20 protein-coding genes are annotated in these 18,065 nt (G+C 42.3%); 18 read left to right on the plus strand and 2 right to left on the minus strand.

Annotated features, from left to right (window positions below; genetic code table 11):
- Window positions 1–3 precede the first annotated feature (3 nt).
- Window positions 4–1,161, minus strand: coding sequence for a PqqD family protein (locus NXH67_RS09880; protein WP_272797279.1), 1,158 nt, complete (start codon window positions 1,159–1,161; stop codon window positions 4–6).
- Window positions 1,162–1,579: 418 nt separating this feature from the next.
- Here NXH67_RS09880 and NXH67_RS18455 point away from each other — a divergent pair, with 418 nt between their 5' ends.
- From NXH67_RS18455 to NXH67_RS09935, 11 genes are all read left to right on the plus strand, one after another.
- Window positions 1,580–1,678, plus strand: a complete 99-nt coding sequence (locus NXH67_RS18455; protein ID WP_242830322.1) for a DUF5680 domain-containing protein — start codon at window positions 1,580–1,582, stop codon at window positions 1,676–1,678.
- A gap of 11 nt (window positions 1,679–1,689) precedes the next feature.
- Window positions 1,690–2,085: a hypothetical protein gene (locus tag NXH67_RS09890; RefSeq protein WP_272797280.1), complete on the plus strand. Its 396-nt coding sequence runs from the start codon at window positions 1,690–1,692 to the stop codon at window positions 2,083–2,085.
- Window positions 2,085–2,258 (plus strand): peptide deformylase, encoded by a 174-nt coding sequence (locus tag NXH67_RS09895; RefSeq protein WP_022776877.1) that lies wholly within the window; start codon window positions 2,085–2,087, stop codon window positions 2,256–2,258. The genes NXH67_RS09890 and NXH67_RS09895 overlap by 1 nt, the downstream gene beginning before the upstream one ends.
- Window positions 2,259–2,298: 40 nt before the next feature.
- Complete coding sequence (locus NXH67_RS09900; protein WP_272797281.1) at window positions 2,299–3,093, plus strand: class I SAM-dependent methyltransferase; 795 nt, start codon at window positions 2,299–2,301, stop codon at window positions 3,091–3,093.
- A gap of 127 nt (window positions 3,094–3,220) precedes the next feature.
- Window positions 3,221–4,702 carry a GDSL-type esterase/lipase family protein gene (locus NXH67_RS09905; protein ID WP_272797282.1) on the plus strand — a complete coding sequence of 494 codons (1,482 nt, stop codon included), beginning with the start codon at window positions 3,221–3,223 and terminating at the stop codon, window positions 4,700–4,702.
- Between the two features lie 90 nt (window positions 4,703–4,792).
- Complete coding sequence (locus NXH67_RS09910; protein ID WP_272797283.1) at window positions 4,793–5,791, plus strand: serine hydrolase domain-containing protein; 999 nt, start codon at window positions 4,793–4,795, stop codon at window positions 5,789–5,791.
- A 31-nt stretch (window positions 5,792–5,822) separates the two neighbouring features.
- The gene (locus NXH67_RS09915; RefSeq protein WP_272797284.1) at window positions 5,823–6,548 is read left to right on the plus strand and encodes an AlkZ-related protein; all 726 of its coding nucleotides are present in this window, start codon (window positions 5,823–5,825) and stop codon (window positions 6,546–6,548) included.
- Between the two features lie 159 nt (window positions 6,549–6,707).
- Window positions 6,708–7,304: a TetR/AcrR family transcriptional regulator gene (locus NXH67_RS09920; RefSeq protein ID WP_272797285.1), complete on the plus strand. Its 597-nt coding sequence runs from the start codon at window positions 6,708–6,710 to the stop codon at window positions 7,302–7,304.
- Between the two features lie 20 nt (window positions 7,305–7,324).
- On the plus strand, window positions 7,325–7,876 hold the full coding sequence (locus tag NXH67_RS09925) for a flavodoxin domain-containing protein (protein WP_272797286.1): 552 nt from the start codon (window positions 7,325–7,327) through the stop codon (window positions 7,874–7,876).
- 145 nt (window positions 7,877–8,021) lie between these two features.
- Window positions 8,022–8,573, plus strand: a complete 552-nt coding sequence (locus NXH67_RS09930; RefSeq protein ID WP_272797287.1) for an NAD(P)H-dependent oxidoreductase — start codon at window positions 8,022–8,024, stop codon at window positions 8,571–8,573.
- Window positions 8,574–8,620: 47 nt separating this feature from the next.
- Window positions 8,621–9,070: a GNAT family N-acetyltransferase gene (locus NXH67_RS09935; RefSeq protein WP_022776868.1), complete on the plus strand. Its 450-nt coding sequence runs from the start codon at window positions 8,621–8,623 to the stop codon at window positions 9,068–9,070.
- 461 nt (window positions 9,071–9,531) lie between these two features.
- On the opposite strand, the gene NXH67_RS09940 is transcribed toward NXH67_RS09935, so the two are convergent.
- Window positions 9,532–10,224 (minus strand): DUF6273 domain-containing protein, encoded by a 693-nt coding sequence (locus NXH67_RS09940; RefSeq protein ID WP_330676678.1) that lies wholly within the window; start codon window positions 10,222–10,224, stop codon window positions 9,532–9,534.
- 117 nt (window positions 10,225–10,341) lie between these two features.
- Between NXH67_RS09940 and NXH67_RS09945 the strand changes: the two genes are divergently transcribed.
- From NXH67_RS09945 to NXH67_RS09975, 7 genes are all read left to right on the plus strand, one after another.
- Window positions 10,342–11,100, plus strand: coding sequence for a class I SAM-dependent methyltransferase (locus tag NXH67_RS09945; RefSeq protein ID WP_272797288.1), 759 nt, complete (start codon window positions 10,342–10,344; stop codon window positions 11,098–11,100).
- Window positions 11,101–11,181: 81 nt separating this feature from the next.
- Entirely contained in the window at window positions 11,182–11,877 is a 696-nt protein-coding gene (locus NXH67_RS09950; protein WP_272797289.1) for a zinc dependent phospholipase C family protein, read from the plus strand.
- 49 nt (window positions 11,878–11,926) lie between these two features.
- Window positions 11,927–12,466, plus strand: a complete 540-nt coding sequence (locus tag NXH67_RS09955) for a DUF402 domain-containing protein (RefSeq protein ID WP_272797290.1) — start codon at window positions 11,927–11,929, stop codon at window positions 12,464–12,466.
- A 67-nt stretch (window positions 12,467–12,533) separates the two neighbouring features.
- On the plus strand, window positions 12,534–13,757 hold the full coding sequence (locus NXH67_RS09960; protein WP_272797291.1) for an O-antigen ligase family protein: 1,224 nt from the start codon (window positions 12,534–12,536) through the stop codon (window positions 13,755–13,757).
- Window positions 13,754–15,229, plus strand: coding sequence for an NlpC/P60 family protein (locus tag NXH67_RS09965; protein ID WP_272797292.1), 1,476 nt, complete (start codon window positions 13,754–13,756; stop codon window positions 15,227–15,229). Before NXH67_RS09960 ends, NXH67_RS09965 begins: the two co-directional genes overlap by 4 nt.
- Before the next feature lies 1 nt (window position 15,230).
- Window positions 15,231–16,031: a YdcF family protein gene (locus NXH67_RS09970; protein WP_272797293.1), complete on the plus strand. Its 801-nt coding sequence runs from the start codon at window positions 15,231–15,233 to the stop codon at window positions 16,029–16,031.
- 204 nt (window positions 16,032–16,235) lie between these two features.
- A complete protein-coding gene (locus tag NXH67_RS09975) occupies window positions 16,236–17,906 on the plus strand; it encodes a M3 family oligoendopeptidase (RefSeq protein WP_272797294.1) in 1,671 nt (556 codons plus the stop codon).
- The last annotated feature ends 159 nt before the right edge of the window (window positions 17,907–18,065 follow it).

Below are 18,065 nucleotides of genomic sequence, written 5' to 3' on the forward strand. Positions count from 1 at the left end.
TACTTAAGCTGTTGTACTATCGATTTGGGACTTTATGAATGCAGCTGCATCTTCTGAGGTGTTGCAGCTGTAATTCCATACAGGATAGTCAGCGCTAACTTCCTGCGCGAAGCGAATAACGCTTAAGGACATCTCACTATTCCACATCGGAGAGATGATTCGGTTCATAATAGCCAGAGCTTTAGCTTCCGGCTGCATATGACTTACAAAATTCTTAGGATCCTGACGAAGCAGTACTATTCCTTTAAGCTCATAGTCTTTAGCATCATAGATTCCTGAAGTTCCACACCATGGCATGCCATACGCATATATTTTGCCATCATCACATTTTCCCAATAGATTCAAATCGCCATTGATCTGTCTTACGCCGTACAACCTATTCCAAAGCGCTGCATGTGTACTTTTGCCGATCCCGGATCCGGCAGAAAAGAGAAGAGCCTTGTGATCATACTCTACGGAAACCGAATGTATGGCAAATAAGTTATGGATTCTTGCCATATAAAGGAAAGCGTGACGAATAGCCCAGAATACTTCTTCCTTGGCATTATCAGTATCTTTAACAAAAACAGATACCTTCTGTCCGTCCGGTGATATATGAAGCTCGTCAACATGCTCCCATAACGGGAAAATGAGAATATATTCATCACATGTTTTTATGATGGATACCTCTTTATCACGAATGATCAGTTCACCGGATTTATGTATTACAGGTGCAATATGATAGACATAAATATTCTGGGTTTTATCAGCTGAGCAAGTGTATTCATCATCGGCAAAAGACATAAAGCTATCATCAAACAGTTCTTCCTTGCCGAACAGATTTACGCAGATACCGGCAATATTCATGCTGACATATTTTTTGAGTTTAAGCTTTTTATAAAAATCAGTATCTATAATCATTCCTGAATAACAAAGGGAATCCATAAAGCTTTGAATGGAACGCTTTGCGTCAGGGCGATCTGCCTCGTCTATCTCAAAGTGTTCATAGCAACTATCAAAGATTTCTTCAATTGTCAGATCTTTGGAGAGTAAATTCCAGATAAAAACACCGGTATCATTTAGAAATAAGCTTTTCTTCCTATCTGCTGCGCTTTGACCATGCGTTAGCAGACAAGGAGTGTCGCCGATATATTCAAGAGTAAAATCGTTATTTCTTATCATAGGTTCCCCACTCTTAAGAAAATAAGGTTTAATATTAGTAATACCAGCATATTATAGCATATTAAAACCTGTTGCTTTGAAGTGTTTTCATAGGCCTTTATATAAAAAAGGAACTTGGCGGAAAAATGAATGATCCGCAGTAATAATTAAGAAACAGATTGATACTTACCTGATGTAAAGATTACAATTAAGTAATATCCATATCTAAGTTTGAGAGAAAACAGACAAAACACTTGATAAAAGGAGACGACTAATGAAAGAAATGCTTGAATGGCTGCATGAGATTGACCATTTTTCGGGGATGCTTATATAAAAATCTGGTGATTTGCACACTGATATCCGAGGTCGTATGAAAACTATTACTAATGAACAGGCAAGACAATTTATCCTATTAAAGCAGGGGCTGATAGGACCATAAGTGACCGGTGATTTTACCTGGTTTCAGGGCTATGAAGAAATATATCAGAACGAACAGAAAGTCTATGAATGTGTATTTCATGGTGGACTGTTGAAATAAGCATGCAACATATGTGGGACAATGGAGAGCCTTTTGTAATCGACCTGGAATGCTTGGGATATAGTAATCCTATAGCGTCATGCCTTGACCTTTCGCTCCAGTGGGCGGGAACAGTTAATCAGAGATATAGCAGTGAGAATTTGGCATCTTTTTATAATGGATATTTAAGTGAATATGATAATGGTTTTAGATCATATAATAAACTATATGGTATAGCGTATACATGGGTAGAATGGCTTGAGTATAACATGAAACGTGCATTGAGATTAGAAGGCACCACAAAGCAAGATATTAAGTCAGGAGAAACGGAAACTATAAACACGATAGGAAGAATCATATACCTTTACTCTTTGGAAACGGATATCTGTGATGTGTTCAATAAGATAATTGCAAGGAGAAAACTGTAATGGTTAAGCAGATAGTTAAAGATATAATGTTTTTGCAGCAAAAGTCAGAGCCTGCAACAGAGGCTGACAAAAGGGTTATTCAGGATCTTAAGCCTCAACATGGCAAGTACAAGGACTTTACAGCGCAGATAATCCAGCATGAAATCGACCATTTTTCAGGGATACTTATTTAGAAATATGTGATGAAGAAAAGGCATCGGGGGAAGGAATCATATGCAATTCTCAGATATAGATAACGGTAAGGTTTTTGATTGGGGAAATACTTCTAAAGACTATGCAAAATACAGAGATATTTATCCGGATGAATTCTATCAAAGCATTTTGGATCTGGGATTGTGCAGGGATGGACAGAAGGTGCTGGATATCGGAACCGGAACCGGTGTCCTTCCAAGAAATATGTATCGCTATGGCGCAAAATGGATAGGAACCGATATTTCGGAGAATCAGATAGAACAGGCAAAGAGACTCTCAGCGGAGAACGGGATGGAAATTGAATTCTATGCATGCCCCGCTGAAGAAGTAGATTACCCGGATAATACATTTGACGTTATTACAGTATGCCAGTGCATTTGGTATCTGGATGCAAAGGTGATAGCCGAGAGATTTGCACGAATGCTGAAACCGGGAGGAAAGCTGCTTATTCTGTACATGGGATGGCTCCCCTATGAAGACGATATTGCAGGAAAAAGCGAAGAAATCATCTTAAAGCATAATCCAAATTGGTCTTCTTACGGAGATACCGTCCATCCTGTCTTTGTCCCTGAAGAGCTGCTTGCAAGCTTTGGCAAGGTACTGCAGAAGGAGTTTCGGGTTGACGTCTCATTTACAAGAGATAGCTGGCATGGCCGTATGCGTGCCTGCAGAGGAGTTGGCGCAGCAATGGATGAAACTCAGCTTAAGGCATGGAATGAGGAACATATTCGGATGCTGAATGAAAATGCTCCGGAAGAATTTGATGTTAAGCATTATATTTCAATTGCTGAATTACAGGTGAGAAAACAGCGATAAATCACAGCATTATTGATGATGACAGATTGGAGCTTGTAGGGAATAAAAAAGACAGGACCTTTTAGGATTCTTTCAGACCTCAGCGAAGAATTCCTAAAAAAATAGATTGAAGGAAAATAGAATTCACATGAGAAATGATATATTTAAGAAACTTAGGAAAATAAAGAGAAATACAGCGAGAAAACTTGATAATATAATGCAGCATATTGGTACAAAGGAGCTTATTGCCATCTCATTGGGAATAGTGGTGATTGCCTTTGCTATCATCCTGGTTATGGCGTACATAAGTGGTGTTAAGAACAATTCTTTGAGTGAGAACGGTGGAGAAACCCAGATTGCAAACGAGGGAACATCCGGTGACGCAGACATGCCTGTAGTCGAGATGGCAACCGAAGAAACCAAGACCGAATCTACTTCGGATACAACTGTACTTGTTAAAAAAGAAGGTGCTAAGAAGGGATATCTTAACAGATGCGTATTCCTGGGCGATTCCAGAACCGTAGCCATGGTTAACTACGGCTTTTTTAACGATGATTCCGCACTTGCGCAGATTGGAATATCACATCCGGCATTTGCATCCAATATATTCATGAACAATGCTGGAAAAGAATATACTATGAAATCTTACCTGGAGTCTCATCAGGCTCAGGTTATATATATTCTTCTTGGTGTAAACGGAATCAATGATTCCAGCGAGGATCATTACAAGAATACATTTATTTCACTTATAGACAGCGTATCCGAGCTGGCGCCTAATTCCAATATTGTACTTGTGTCTATAGGTCCCGTAGATGATAACGGAATGTACAAAAACTATGTGCAGAACGCATTGATAGACAAATACAATGATTTCCTTTTGGAGACTGCAAAGGAGAAACACATTTTCTATCTTGATATCGCTGAAGTCCTCAAAGAATCTGATGGACAGGTAAAGTCTGAGTATAACGGTGGCGACGGACTTCATTATTCTGGGAAAGGATGCGAAGCCATATTCAATTACATAGTAGAGCACCCAGTGCCTGGAATATCTGATGAGGGTGAATATGTAGTTAAGTATGTTAAGCCTGATCCAAACAAGGTCAAGGCTACAACCGGTGATGAATCAGGAATTAACGACGGCAATCTTGGCGACCTTATGGACATGATGGGAATCATAGAAGATCAGAATGCTTCAGAGGCTTCTTCTCAGAGTAGTACTGTGACAGAAGACGAGGAAGCAAAGAAGAAAGCGGAAGAAGAGAAGAAACAGGAAGAGGAAGAAAAGAAGAAGGAAGAAGAGCAAAAGAAAGCAGAAGAAGAAGAAAAGAAGAAACAGGAAGAAGAGCAGAAGAAAGAAGAAAAGAAGAAGCAGGAAGAAGAGCAGAAGAAAGAAGAAGAAAAGAAGAAGCAGGAAGAAGAGCAAAAGAAAGCAGAAGAAGAAGAAGAAGAAAAGAAAAAACAGGAAGAAGAGCAAAAGAAAGAAGAAGAGAAGAAACAGGAAGAGGAAGAAAGAGAAAAGCAAGAAGAGTCCTCAAATAGTGGATCCACCGAAAATAATGAAGGAAATGGCGATAACGGTTCAGAGGCCGGAAATGAAGCATCCACCGGCCAGTCTGAAGGATCCGGCTAAATATTTTTAAGATTTTTCTTGAAAAGAATTTTTAATCATATTAGCCTTTTCTTAGGACGTCCAAATCTTTCCTAAGAGGAGGCTTTTATCATGAATAAAGAACAACTTCACGCCCTAATTTCAGAGAGCACCGGAAATGAGAGCAATATCTGTCAGATCTATGCGATCAAAGACGGGGATAAAGTATATGATGATTGCTGGCATGGATTTAAGACTGAGGATGCGATGAATGTAAACTCCGTAACAAAAGGTGTTATGGGACTGCTTGCGGGAATTGCGCTGGACAAAGGCTATATCAGGAATTTGGATCAGAAGGTGATGGATTTTTTTCCGGATTACACTGTAAAGCGTGGAGAAAAAACTATCTATGATGTCACGATCAGGCACCTGCTTACAATGACAGCGCCCTATAAGGGCAAGTCAGAACCCTGGAAAAAGGTGTGCACTTCACCGGACTTTACTCTTGCAATCCTGGATTATCTTGGAGGTCGTAATGGGATCACAGGAGAGTTTAGGTATGCAACACTGGGCATTCAAATACTGGCAGGAATAATCGAGAGAGCCACCGGAGAGAAATGCATTGATTTCGCTAACAAAAATCTATTTGAACCGTTGGGGCTTCCGAAGCGAATACCACACGGTGACAGTTCCAAAGAGGACCAGTTTGATTTCTTTATGAACAAGAATCCCAGGAAATATGAGTGGTACTCCGATCCACAGGGCTGTGTTACCGCAGGCTGGGGATTATGCATGTCGGCAAAAGATATGGCTGTGATCGGCGCACTTGTTCTTGACTGCGGAACCTTCAATGGGAAAAGAATCATTTCTGAAGAATATTTGAATGACATGCTGGCACCTCACATTAAGCTGGGGGAGCGCTTTGGCTACATGAACTATGGTTACTTATGGTACAAACCCTACGATGACAGAGATGTATATGCGGCGATTGGTGACAGCGGAAATATAATCTATGTAAATAAAGAGAAAAATGTATCTGTCGGAATGACAGGGACCTTCAAGCCAAGGATTTTTGACCGGGTGGAGTTCATAGAGAAGAAAGTTTTGCCGGTTGTTGAAAATGCATTATAGATATATAGGCGCATGAAAAGTTGGAGGGGATATGGGAAACGAGAGCGGAACATGGATCATGTATGGTGTGGACTGGAATGATCCCGAATGTATTCATACTGTGCAGGATGCAACAGACTACATAAATGAAATAGGCTTTTTGCCGTTATTCAAGAATAACATTCCCGGATTTTCTCTTGAGGAGAGAACCGTGCCGGGGTATTGGTGGTGCGGTGATCAGGAGGTTGACCCATGGGAATGGCGTGAGATAATTGCCCGTAGCGGTGAAGTGGCATACGGCAAGTTTTTTGCTAAGAAAGCGGGCTTTATATCTAAGAAGTGGCTTCCATACTTTGTTAATCTCCGCCGTGATGGCTATGATTTCGATGCGCTCTGGGATGATGAGAAAGCCTCGAGACGCCAGAAAAAGATAATGGATCTTTTCGAGGCAGAGGCTGAGCTGTATTCCAATGAAGTCAAGGCAAGAGCCGGCTTTGGAAAAGGAGGCGAGAAGGGATTTGAGGGTACAATTACGGACCTTCAGATGAAAACATATCTGTGCGTCAGGGACTTCAGGCAACGGAAGAACAAGAAGGGTGAATTCTACGGATGGCCTATAGCTGTTTATTCCAGGCCTGAATCAATCTGGGGCTACGAGCATGTGACGTCAAGGTACTGTGAAAAACCTGAAGACTCCGGCAGAGCTATTATAGACCATATGAAAGAGATATATCCGATTGCTACAGACTCACAGATAAAGAGACTGCTTATCGGATGAAATATCAGTGTAAAACAGACTTTATTTGTGCAAGTGATAAGGTCTGTTTTTTGATGGAGAAATTTAACCGGAAATGGATCGTTGACAGTGAACGCTCGTTAACTTATAATTGGTAACGATAGTTAGAAAAACTGCCTGTATCTATGTAGGAGAGGCCATATGCCAAGAACAAACGCCAAGGAACCCTTGATAAAGGCTGCAAGAGATCTGTTTTCCGAAAAAGGATTTGACGGAACCGGGGTGGATGAGATTGCAGAGTCAATTGGGATCAAGGGACCGACGATATACAAGTATTTCAAAAATAAAGAGGACCTTCTAAAAGCAGTGATCGATACTGCGGAGTATGAATATCTCAAAGGCATGGGGGCGAATGACAATCTGCCGGACAGAATTAATTCCGGAGAGGATCTTAAGGCATATGCTTTGAGATCTTTGGATTTCACCCTTAAGAATGACACTGCTAAAAAGATGCGAAAGCTCATAACCATGGAGCAGTACAGAAATGCTACTCTGGCTAAGCTTACCACCAGGCATCAGCTCACATATCTTCAGGATGTATATACATCAATTTTCCAGAAAATGATGGACCGGGGGCAGATGGTGAAGGGGGACGCAGCGATAATTGCGCTGGAATTTATATCCCCCATTACAATCATGGTCCAGCTTTTGGATAGACAACCCAGAAAAAAGAAGGAGGCTCTTCAGATTGTTGAAAAGCATATAGACATTTTCTTAGAGAAATACGAATTTATTTAAAAATGAGGGAGGAGAATAACATGAAAACACTGATTATTTACACATCACAGACAGGTTTTACCAAAAGGTATGCTCATTGGCTTGCTGACAGAGTAGGCGGAGATCTTCTTGATCTTAAGGAAGCACAGAAGAAGGGGAATGACTATTTTGACACCTATGATGCGATCTGCTATGGCGGTTGGGCAATGGCTGAAAAAATCGTAAAGGCCAAGTGGTTTCTTGAAAAAGCAGAGAACTGGAAGAATAAGCGCCTTGCTATGTTCTGCGTGGGAGGAACTCCTAATGGCGAACCTCAGGTGGATGCGCTTCTTCAGAATGCCCTCACTGATGAGCAGAGGGACTATATCAAGGTCTTCTATTGCCAGGGCGGAATGAGCTATGAAAAAATGAGTGCCCCCACCAGGATCACAATGAAGATGTTTGTATCTGCCATCAGAAATAAAAAGGATGCTACTCCGGAGCAGAAGGCCATGTTCGATAGGATGGCATCATCCTATGACATATCGGATATAAGATATATAGAGCCTATCGCAGCCTACCTTGCAGGCATGGAAGAGGAAAAGGCTGTATGAAGAACAGCAAGGATATAAGAATATTGGATGGAACAATGCTAAAGATCATAGCTATGGTAGCTATGGTCTTTGATTATAGGAAAATAACTGTAGCATGAAGATATGAGCATTTACGATGACATATCAGCAGTTTGAGGAGGGCAAAATGATTCTATTTGTGGACGCTTGTGTTAGAAAAGATTCGAGAACAAAGAGACTTGCAGAAGCTCTTTTGGAAAAGCTGGGTGAAAATGTGGCCCGCGTATCCCTTGAGGATATTTCCTTTGGCGTAACGGATGAGACATATCTAAAAAAGAGAGATGATCTGATTGCGAAAGGGGCTTTTGAAGATGACATGTTTGCATTAGCCAGGCAGTTTGCCGAGGCAGATGCCATTGTGATAGCGGCTCCTTACTGGGATTTGTCTTTTCCTGCAATGTTGAAACAGTACATTGAGGCTATAAATGTGCTTGGGATCACTTTTGAATATACACCTGAGGGATTTCCCAAGGGCCTGTGCAAGGCAAACAAGCTTTATTATGTCATGACAGCAGGCGGGAACTATGTTCCGGAGGAGTTTGGATTTGGCTATATAAAAGCTCTTGCCCAGAACTTCTATGGAATTGAAAATGTAGAGCTGATCAAGGCAACCGGCCTCGATATAATTGGAGCAGACTCAGAAACAATAATAAATGAAACTATTAATGATCTAAAATAAGAATATGCCATTATGACGTTAATGGAAGTTGTAGAAGGTGAATGAGCATGAGAGAAATAGAACCGAATGAGATAAGTAAGCTCTACGATTGTATTTGTGAGTTATCAGAGCATCACAATGATGTATCTGTGAATTTCAAAGGCTATTATCCTTTAAAGCCCTATGAAAAGACTCTGGAATCATTTGAAGCTGCATTAAGAAATCAGGAATCTTATATAGCAGTCACTGAAATCGAGAACCGGATTATCGGCTTCTGCAAAGTCGATATTAACGGTGAAAGCGGCAAACTGGACTACTTGGTGGTAAAGGAAGAATTCAGAGGAAAAGGGTTCGGTAAAGAGCTCATGGACTGGGCAATGCAGATGTTTGATCAGAATAATGTCAAGCATCTGGAAGTGAAAGTAGTCGATGGAAATAAGGCGATTCATTTGTATGAAAAGTATGGGTTCAAAATGAAGTCTCACATATTAGGAATTGAGCGTTCAATTTCAGCTTAACCGACCAACCATGTTGTGGACAAAGGACGCCACCCTTGACGGAACCTGCTAGAAACGCATGACCGGTTCTGCCGACGGTGAAGATGATGGGAACAGCTGATGACACTCCTAAAGTCGCTCAATTGGATTATACGTGCCAATTGCAGTTGACTTTGTTGAAAAAACACTCGGTAACTCAATGACTGAATTTAGGAGTGCCAATGATAAGGGGGGCCAACACTTGATAATCAATTGGATAGCTGTAGGAGTGCCTAAAACAAGGGGATGAGCACTTATACATCAATGTGTTTATCTGACAAGTGTTGATTTTGCCTCAAATGACAGGATTTTACCTAAAAGTGACACTTGTATAGCATATTTCTCTAACCTCGAGTGTTTCTGAATGTCAAAGTAGTAACTGACAGACACTTGGATTACAGGATAAGACAACTATGAGTGTCGGAATTGGGAGGTTCACCATACTAATCATCCAGTGACCTGCCTGAAATGCGAAATGGTACGGTTATGACACTTCCTCTGACGCTTATTCTTTTGCCTGAGGGAACTTCGATATTTCTGTATTCAGCCAAAAAAGTGAATCTAAAGTAGCCGTTAGCCTTGGAAGTAAAAAGAATCTTGGATATATCGATATTGCAGGCAGGACTTATTCCCTGCTCTGTATCCTTACGATAGCTACGAAGAGTGGGCCAATATCTGTAGGTGGCTGCGTCGTAATTTACTTCAGCGCAATCTGCATGGGTAAGCATGTTTTTTTGATCGATTGTAGAACGTAGCCAGTAGGGCACGTATTTATTGCCATATTTCTTCAAAGTAGCGTTGTCATAAGTAATCTCACCTTTTTTACGATAGCCATATTTCGGATTTCTGATCTCAGCATGATCGAGAGCAAAGAATTTATCGTTATCAAGTGGGGCAAATTCAGTAGAACCGAGCTGGCAATCATCAAGGCTCATATTTTCCTTGCAACTGTTCACAATGTACTGGGAGGACTCATCCAGATTCCTATATAACGTTGCGTTGAGAAAAGATCTTAATGTGCTTTCGCGCCATTTTAATCCCCCTTTATACTTTAAACACTTATTAAACAGTTGCTGAGTGACTAAAGAAAACGGTAAAACGTCCTCTAATAAATAGTTTATTGTATGAAAATATATTTATCAACACATAAAACTGTCGAGTCTTCCCTTTTGCTATGGAAATATTCGCAGAATTAGGCTTTAATATAATAATGACCATTTAACAGAGATATTACTTGGCTTAGGGGAGGACATATGGCACAGCAGAATATTTACGACAACGATACGTTCTTTGAGGGCTACAGGAAACTACGAGGTAACGAGGGAAGTGCCAATAACTTATTTGAGATTCCCGCTCTTTTTTCCCTACTGCCGGATCTTACTGGAAAAAAGGTACTGGATCTGGGCTGCGGATTTGGCGAGCATTGCATAGAGTATGTAAATCGAGGTGCTTCGGAAGTTGTGGGGCTTGATATATCAGAGAAGATGCTGGAGGTTGCTGGGGAGGAGAATAGCGATCCGCGAATAACCTATTTAAGACTTCCCATGGAGGAGCTTGATAAAGTAGAGGGGCAGTTTGATATTGTGATCAGCTCCCTTGCCTTTCACTATGTGGAGGATTTCTCCGGAGTAGTAGGGATGATCAATGAGAAATTATGCGATGGCGGGTTCTTTATCTTTTCCCAGGAGAATCCCCTTACCAGCACCCATGGACAGGGACCAAGGTGGACCAGGGACGAAGCCGGAAATAAGATCTACGTCAATCTATCCAACTACGGAGTTGAGGGGGAGAGGGAGACAACCTGGTTTGTGGACAATCTGAAGAAATATCACCGCATGTTCTCCACCATAGTGAATACTCTGGTGGACAACGGTTTTAGTGTCGAGAGGATGATAGAGCCGATTCCTGATGACAAGATTCTTGAGAAGTATCCGGATCAGAGGGACCTTTTTCATAAGCCGGATTTTCTGATAGTCAAGGCAATTAAGAGGAAGCGATCAAAAACTTGTTGACCTTGCCCCTGGGGCATAGCTTACCATGGCCATAGTGACAGTTACATAATTCATGGAATAAGACAGCAAAGGAGAAAACTCATGGCATCATGGATGGTACATTTAAGAATTGCAGACAGGATCCTGGATGAGATTCCGGGGCTGGATGAAGAAGCCTTCGTGTTGGGAAATATAGCTCCGGACAGCGGAGTTCCAAACGATGACTGGACAGTATTTACACCTTCCGGGGTCGTGACCCATTACAGGACAAAGCCCGGAGTTAAGGAATTCATTGACATTGACGAATTTGTGAGCGAGTATTTTACGAAGGAGCTGATAAGTGAATATTCTACTCGTGAGTACTCTTTTTTCCTTGGTTACCTTACACATCTTCTTACAGATATAGAGTGGATGCAGATGACCCGTTCAGAGGGAGTATCTGAAGAAAATGCCACCAAAGAGAACATGTCTCTGGAGGACTTTATCTGGAAGAACAAGGCGGACTGGTATGATCTGGACTTTCTGTATCTGGAGGAACACCTTGATTTCAGAGCCTTCCACATATATGAGGATGCTACGGATGTAACCAATGTCTTTATGAAGGAGTTCCCTGTGGACGCTTTCGCAGACAGAAGAAAATACATCTGCGGATTCTATCACAGTGACAATCACGGGGATCTTCACAGGAATTATCAGTACCTGACCAAGGAAAGGTCAGCAAGATTTGTGGACGAAACTACTCAGGTTATAATGAGAAGACTTGCGGACTTCACGGCGATCGGACACGGATGTGCATGATGCTGTCCGTGAGCTGACAAGAATATTACATAATAATCGGAGAAAAAGTATGTTGGAAATTAAAGAGAAAAACCTGGACAGACGGGAGTGGTACACGGATTCTGACAGGGATTTTACCTGTGTTTATCATAAGGATGAGCATTTTGAAGGGGGCATCGGCCTTATAACCTTCACAGGAGTGGCAAGGGATGAGGTGGATTCGCCGGAAGGAAGGCTGTGCATCGCAGACCGCGGCTATCAGTGGCTGGAGCTGGCACCTAAGGATGGCAACTATACTCTGACAGCTATGTTCCATGAGGGAGAATTGTTCCAGCACTACGTGGATATCACTCTGAAAAATGAGGTGGATCCCGATGGGGACGCCAGATTCTATGATCTTTTTCTTGATGTGGTTATTTCTCAAAAAGGAATTCCCCACACCATAGATACCGAGGAGCTCGATGAAGCTCTTGCTTCAGGCATTGTGACTCATGAGCAGTATGATATGGCAGTAGAAACCGCAGATGAGGTGGTGGCCTTTTACAAAAACAATTTTGAGAAACTATGCAAAAAGCTGTTTGAGTACAAGAGACTTCTTGAAACATCCTAAGGCGCCATCTATAATAGGACTAAAGCTTTTTGGGGGGAAGGTTTTAGGGGGAATGTTAAGCGCCGGTTTGACTAACATCTTATATATGGCAGGTGGCCTTGCAGGATTGGTCATCGTATTATATTGCGTGCTAAGGAGGCAACTGTATCTAAATTCAGATACAGTCCTCTTTTCTGTCTTTTTGCTTTTTTCCTGGATTTCAGCTATCGCTGCCTTCGGAATTTCACTTTCCTTCTTTTGTTCCAAATTCATATGTGCGTGGATGATGATCCTGGCGGTATATTATGCATCGCGGACTGTTCCTGATTCGGTTAAGCTGCTGCGAGTATCAGTGCTTGCTATATCAGTGGCAGATTTTTTGATATGCCTTTCTGCTCTTTACCATGCCACGCAGACTCTGTTCATAGGAATATCTCCGGCATCCGTTGTGACAGGGTGCTTTAGAAACGGAAGATTATGCGCCCTCAGAAATGCCAACAGCTTTGGCTTTGTGTGTGCATCGCTCCTGTTTGTTTCTATCCTTGGACTTGTGTCAACGAAGGGCGTGAGGAAGATCTATTACATCGTAGCTGCGTTTCTTGGATGGTTCTGCCTTGGATTAACCGGTTGCAGGACAGGGGCTATCGGAGTGGCAGCAGCTCTTGGCATCGTGACATTTTCGTCAGGCTACAGACGCTTTTGCGGCGATAAAAAAGATTGTGTAATATTCCGATATTTATCTGTCACAGCGGCTTTTTTGCTGGTCATGATCCTTGCAGCAGAGTCTTTTTTACTTCCAAAGGATATTTATAAAGGTTTGTTGGATATCTTTTCACAGGGAACAATGATTGAACTTCGTAGCAGAAGGATACTGGATGATGACGGAACCTTTTCAAGCAGGACTTATATATGGGCGAGCTGCATCAGGTCCTGTTTCAGGAGCATAAGACATTTCTTGTTGGGAGTATCCACACTTAGTAAAGAGACCATAGGAGATTCCTACAGCGGACATCATGAGATCATGGAGGCTCATGCTCACAATACGTTCCTTGAGATTATGAGGATACATGGATTCTCGGGGCTCCTTATATTGGTAGCTCTTATCGTTACGTGGGGAATAACTGCGGTAAAGAGTCTTTTTGACAGAGAAGGGTCTCTGGGGGTTAGCTGTCTGGCTGCCTGCGCCGCAGGAATACTGATCATCGGCATCGCAGAACCGGTGCCCCTTATTTATTCTTCGTCAATGTACCTTACAATTCCGTTTTTTATGATATGCGGCCATTTCGAGAGGCTTCGGAGGGAAAAGGCATGAAGAGAAAGTCAGCTACTTTGGTATATGGAATACTGTTTGGAGTGTTTATTGGTGCCACTGCTATTGAAGGGGTAAAGCTTCATGGTGTGACCAAGGCGAGCTCGTCCTTTGTATCTGATGAGAGTGCGGCTGACCCCTACGAGGGTCTTGTTGGGACAGTGGAAGGAACGACTGCGGATATGCTCGTTCCCGGTTACTGGCTTGTGGGGGCCGAGGATGAGGTTCTTTTTACCGGGGATGAAATAGAGGACTTCAACGACAATAATCCAGCCTATGTTGAATACAGGCCGGAAGGGAGCTTCAGTAACAGAAAGTTATATATGTATGATCTCCCTGAGAAAATTGACGGCGATGTAGTGGCTTCCTTGATGGCACCGGAGCTCATTGATGAACTCAGGGAAAATGGGCCTCTTTATGCAGATGGCAAAGAAGTTGGAGAGGATTACTTTGATGAGATCAGAAGTAATATGGGCCTTGACTGTTTGCAGGAACAAGTCATACCTTTCTATGGAATATGCGTAGTAAGGAGTGACGGGCGGACTCTGCCCTGTGATGATTTCATTGCCGCAGATCCGGAGGAAATGTATTTTGATGAACTGATAAGCTCAGAATTCATGCCGGGTATTCCTGTGGTCATACTGGCGGAAAGCAGGGACGGAGAGTGGTTTTTTGCTATAAACGGATCCTACTGCGGCTGGGTTCATAAGGATACAGTCGCTCTGTGCGATGATAAAACAATGTGGTATGAAGCATCTCACCCTGAGCAGTTCCTGATGGTTACGGGAAGTGAGATCATACTTGAGAGAAATGCACGAAATTCACAGGCCTCAGGCCTGATTCTTCCCATGGGAACTAAGATAAAACTCATTTCTGACGGGGATGATGGTGAATATGACAGAATGGCCTGGGGGTGCTACCGCGCGGAGGTGCCCTGCAGGGGTGATGATGGGAAGTTGTATTGGGAGAGAGTCCTCATTCCTGTCTCCAAAGATGTCTGCGCAGGCTACCCTGAAATGACATCTAAAGCAGTACTGGAGCAGGCTTTTAAGTTTCAGGGGAAGATATATGGATACGGTGGTACACTGTCCTCCAATGACTGTTCCGGATTTGTCCGTCAGGTCTATGCCTGTTTTGGATTTGAACTTCCCCGTAATGCCAAGGCCATCGCCAGAACCTACGACCTCGGAAGCATAGACTGCACCAAAATGACTACTGCCAAGAAGTTGAGCGTCCTGAAAGAGATGCTGCCGGGCTCTCTGGTATTCATGGAAGGCCATATTATGATGTATCTTGGAACCAAGGAGGGCATTCCCTATGTTATCAGCTCCTGCGCAACCTGCATAGAACCAGGGCATGATACATCGGATATTGTGGAAGCCTACGGAGTATTTGTTTCAGGAATGAACCTCCGCAGAGCTAATGGCAATACCTGGTTGGAGGATATGAATTATATTTTGTGGAGAGAATATTGAGATGATAAAAGACATTTTCAGACCACGTGTAAGAATTCTTTGGGCGGTTCTTGCGGCTTTGTGCTTTCTATACTCGATAATGGTATATCTTGTTGGCAGCGGAACCTTCTCTTTTATAATATGGCTTGGGGGTGTAGCTTTCTTTGGTCTATGCTTTTTCCTTGCGGGGAAGAATAGGTGGAAGAAGGCTCCTGTTGCGATTAAGGGCGTTTCTTATGTGCTTCTGACAGCTGCAGCGCTGGTTTTTCTCCAGTGTCAGATATGTATCTTATCTCACTTTTTTGATAGAGGTGAAAAGAACCTTGATTATGTTATAGTTCTGGGGGCTCAGATGCGTTCAAGCGGTCCCAGTGTCATCTACAGATACAGACTGCAGAAGGCAAAAGAATATCTTGATGATAATCCGGGGACCATAATTGTTACCACAGGAGGTCAGGGCCGCAATGAATCCATGAGTGAGGGAGAGGGAGGCAAAGACTATCTTGTTTCTCTCGGGGTATCTCCGGACAGAATCCTGGTTGAGAATACTTCCCTTGATACTGTGCAAAACATCGAGAACGCGATGGAAATAATCAGGAGCAGATATCCGGAAGACAAAGATCTCAGGATTGGTATAGTCACCAATGGCTTTCACGTATTCAGAGGAGTGCATATCGCAAAGAAGATTACCGATGCCCGGGTGTGCGGTATAGCAGCCTATATGCAGTTTCGGTTTATTCCCAATAATATGGTAAGAGAGTGCTTTGGAATCCTGCGAGATCTCCTGGCCGGGAAAATGGTACTTGCAAAAATATTAAAATAATATTAAACTAATTTGGTGATTTGCTTGATTAAAGTGTTAAAATATAGTATAATTTCTGCTTAAGTGGTAGAGAAATACTTTAACGATGCAAATTGTTAAATAGACACTTAAGATTTATAAGAGACTATGGGATGTTTCTTGCCGCTACGGTGGAGAAACATCCTTTTATATTTTATAATATTTCGTATAAGGAGTAATGAAATTATGAAATTATCACAGATGCCCTATGAGCATGTGGACCTGGATCGGGTCAAGGCATTTTTTGAGCAACTTATTACTGATAGTAAGAATGCAGGAAGTGGAGAAGAGCTCTTTGAACTTCACAAGAAGTACTATGAATTCATAGGCGATGTTTATACTAATATCAAACTTGGCAGATTCAGACATGATATCGATACCTCTGAAGAGTTTTACACCAAGGAGAATGATTACATCGATGAGATCTCACCTGTGATCTCAAATCTCAGCAATGATTACAGCAAGGTTCTGTATGAATCACCATACAGAGAGTACCTTGAGGAGAAGATCAGCAAGGTTGCATTCAAGAATATTGAACTTGCAAACAAATCCATCGATGAGAAGATCCTTCCCCTCATGCAGGAAGAGAACGCACTTATCAGCAGATATGACAACATTATTGCTTCCGCCAAGATTCCTTTTGACGGAGAGGAGTACAACATATCACTCCTTCGTAAGTGCCTTACAGCTGAGAACAGAGACACAAGACAGCGTGCATGGAAGGCTCTTTCCGAATACTTTGAGTCTGTTACCGATGAGATTGATGATATTTATGACAAGCTTGTCAAGAACAGAACACAGCAGGCCAAGGAACTTGGCTATGACAGCTATGTAGAACTTGGCTATAACAGAATGGTTAGAAATTCCTACAGAAGAGCTGAGGTTGAGAACTTCAGGAAGCAGATCAAGGAATCTTTTGTTCCCCTTGTATGTGAGATCCAGGAGAAGAGAAAACAGCAGATCGGCGTAGATGAGCTCAAGTACTACGACAACGATGTTTTCTTTACAAACGGCAACCCTGCTCCCATCGGCAATCCCGATGAGATACTTAAGGCCGGACAGGAGATGTATTCAGAACTTTCTCCCGAAACAAAAGAGTTCTTTGATTTCATGACCGAGAACGAGCTCTTTGATGTCCTTGGCAGAAAGACCAAGAAGGCCGGCGGATATATGGACTTCCTTCCTAAATATAAGTCTCCCTATATCTTCGCCAACTTTAACGGAACCAGCGGAGATGTGGATGTAATTACCCATGAGTGCGGACATGCATTCCAGGGCTATGTAACCAGAGACGATGAGATCGTTGAACACAATGACATCACAATGGAGACTGCAGAGATTCATTCTATGTCAATGGAATATTTCACCTACGGATGGATGGAGAAGTTCTTCGGAGACAGGAAGGATGATTACCTCAAGATGCATCTTCAGGATTCCATCACCTTCATTCCTTACGGATGTATGGTTGATGAGTTCCAGCATATCGTATATGACAAGCCCGAGATGACACCTGCCGAGAGGAAGGCTGTATGGAAGGAACTTGAGAAGACCTACAGACCATGGCTTGACTTTGACGGAGATCCATTCTTTGATGAGGGCGGCTTCTGGCAGAAACAGGGACATATTTTCTGGTCACCTTTCTACTATATAGATTATGTACTGGCAAGCGTAGTGGCTATGCAGTTCAAAGTATGGATGGACAAGGACTTTACTGAGGCATGGCAGCATTACCTCGAGCTGTGCAAACTTTCAGCCAAGGATTTCTATGAACCCATGCTTGATAAGGTAGGACTTAAGAGCCCCTTCAGGGACGGAACCATCGAATATCTTGCTGATGAGATGAAGAAGAAAATTTGATAAAAAAATAATTATAGCTACCTATAATTAATTAGTTGTTGCATTATTTGATGCGGCAATTTAAAATGGTAAAGTGATGATACATTTAGGTATCAAAGTAAAAAATAAATGTAATAAAAAGTATTGTTAGGTATGTACACATATTCTTATAAGAAATGT

This window comes from Butyrivibrio sp. DSM 10294 (genome assembly GCF_028539135.1).
Lineage (GTDB): Bacteria > Bacillota > Clostridia > Lachnospirales > Lachnospiraceae > Butyrivibrio.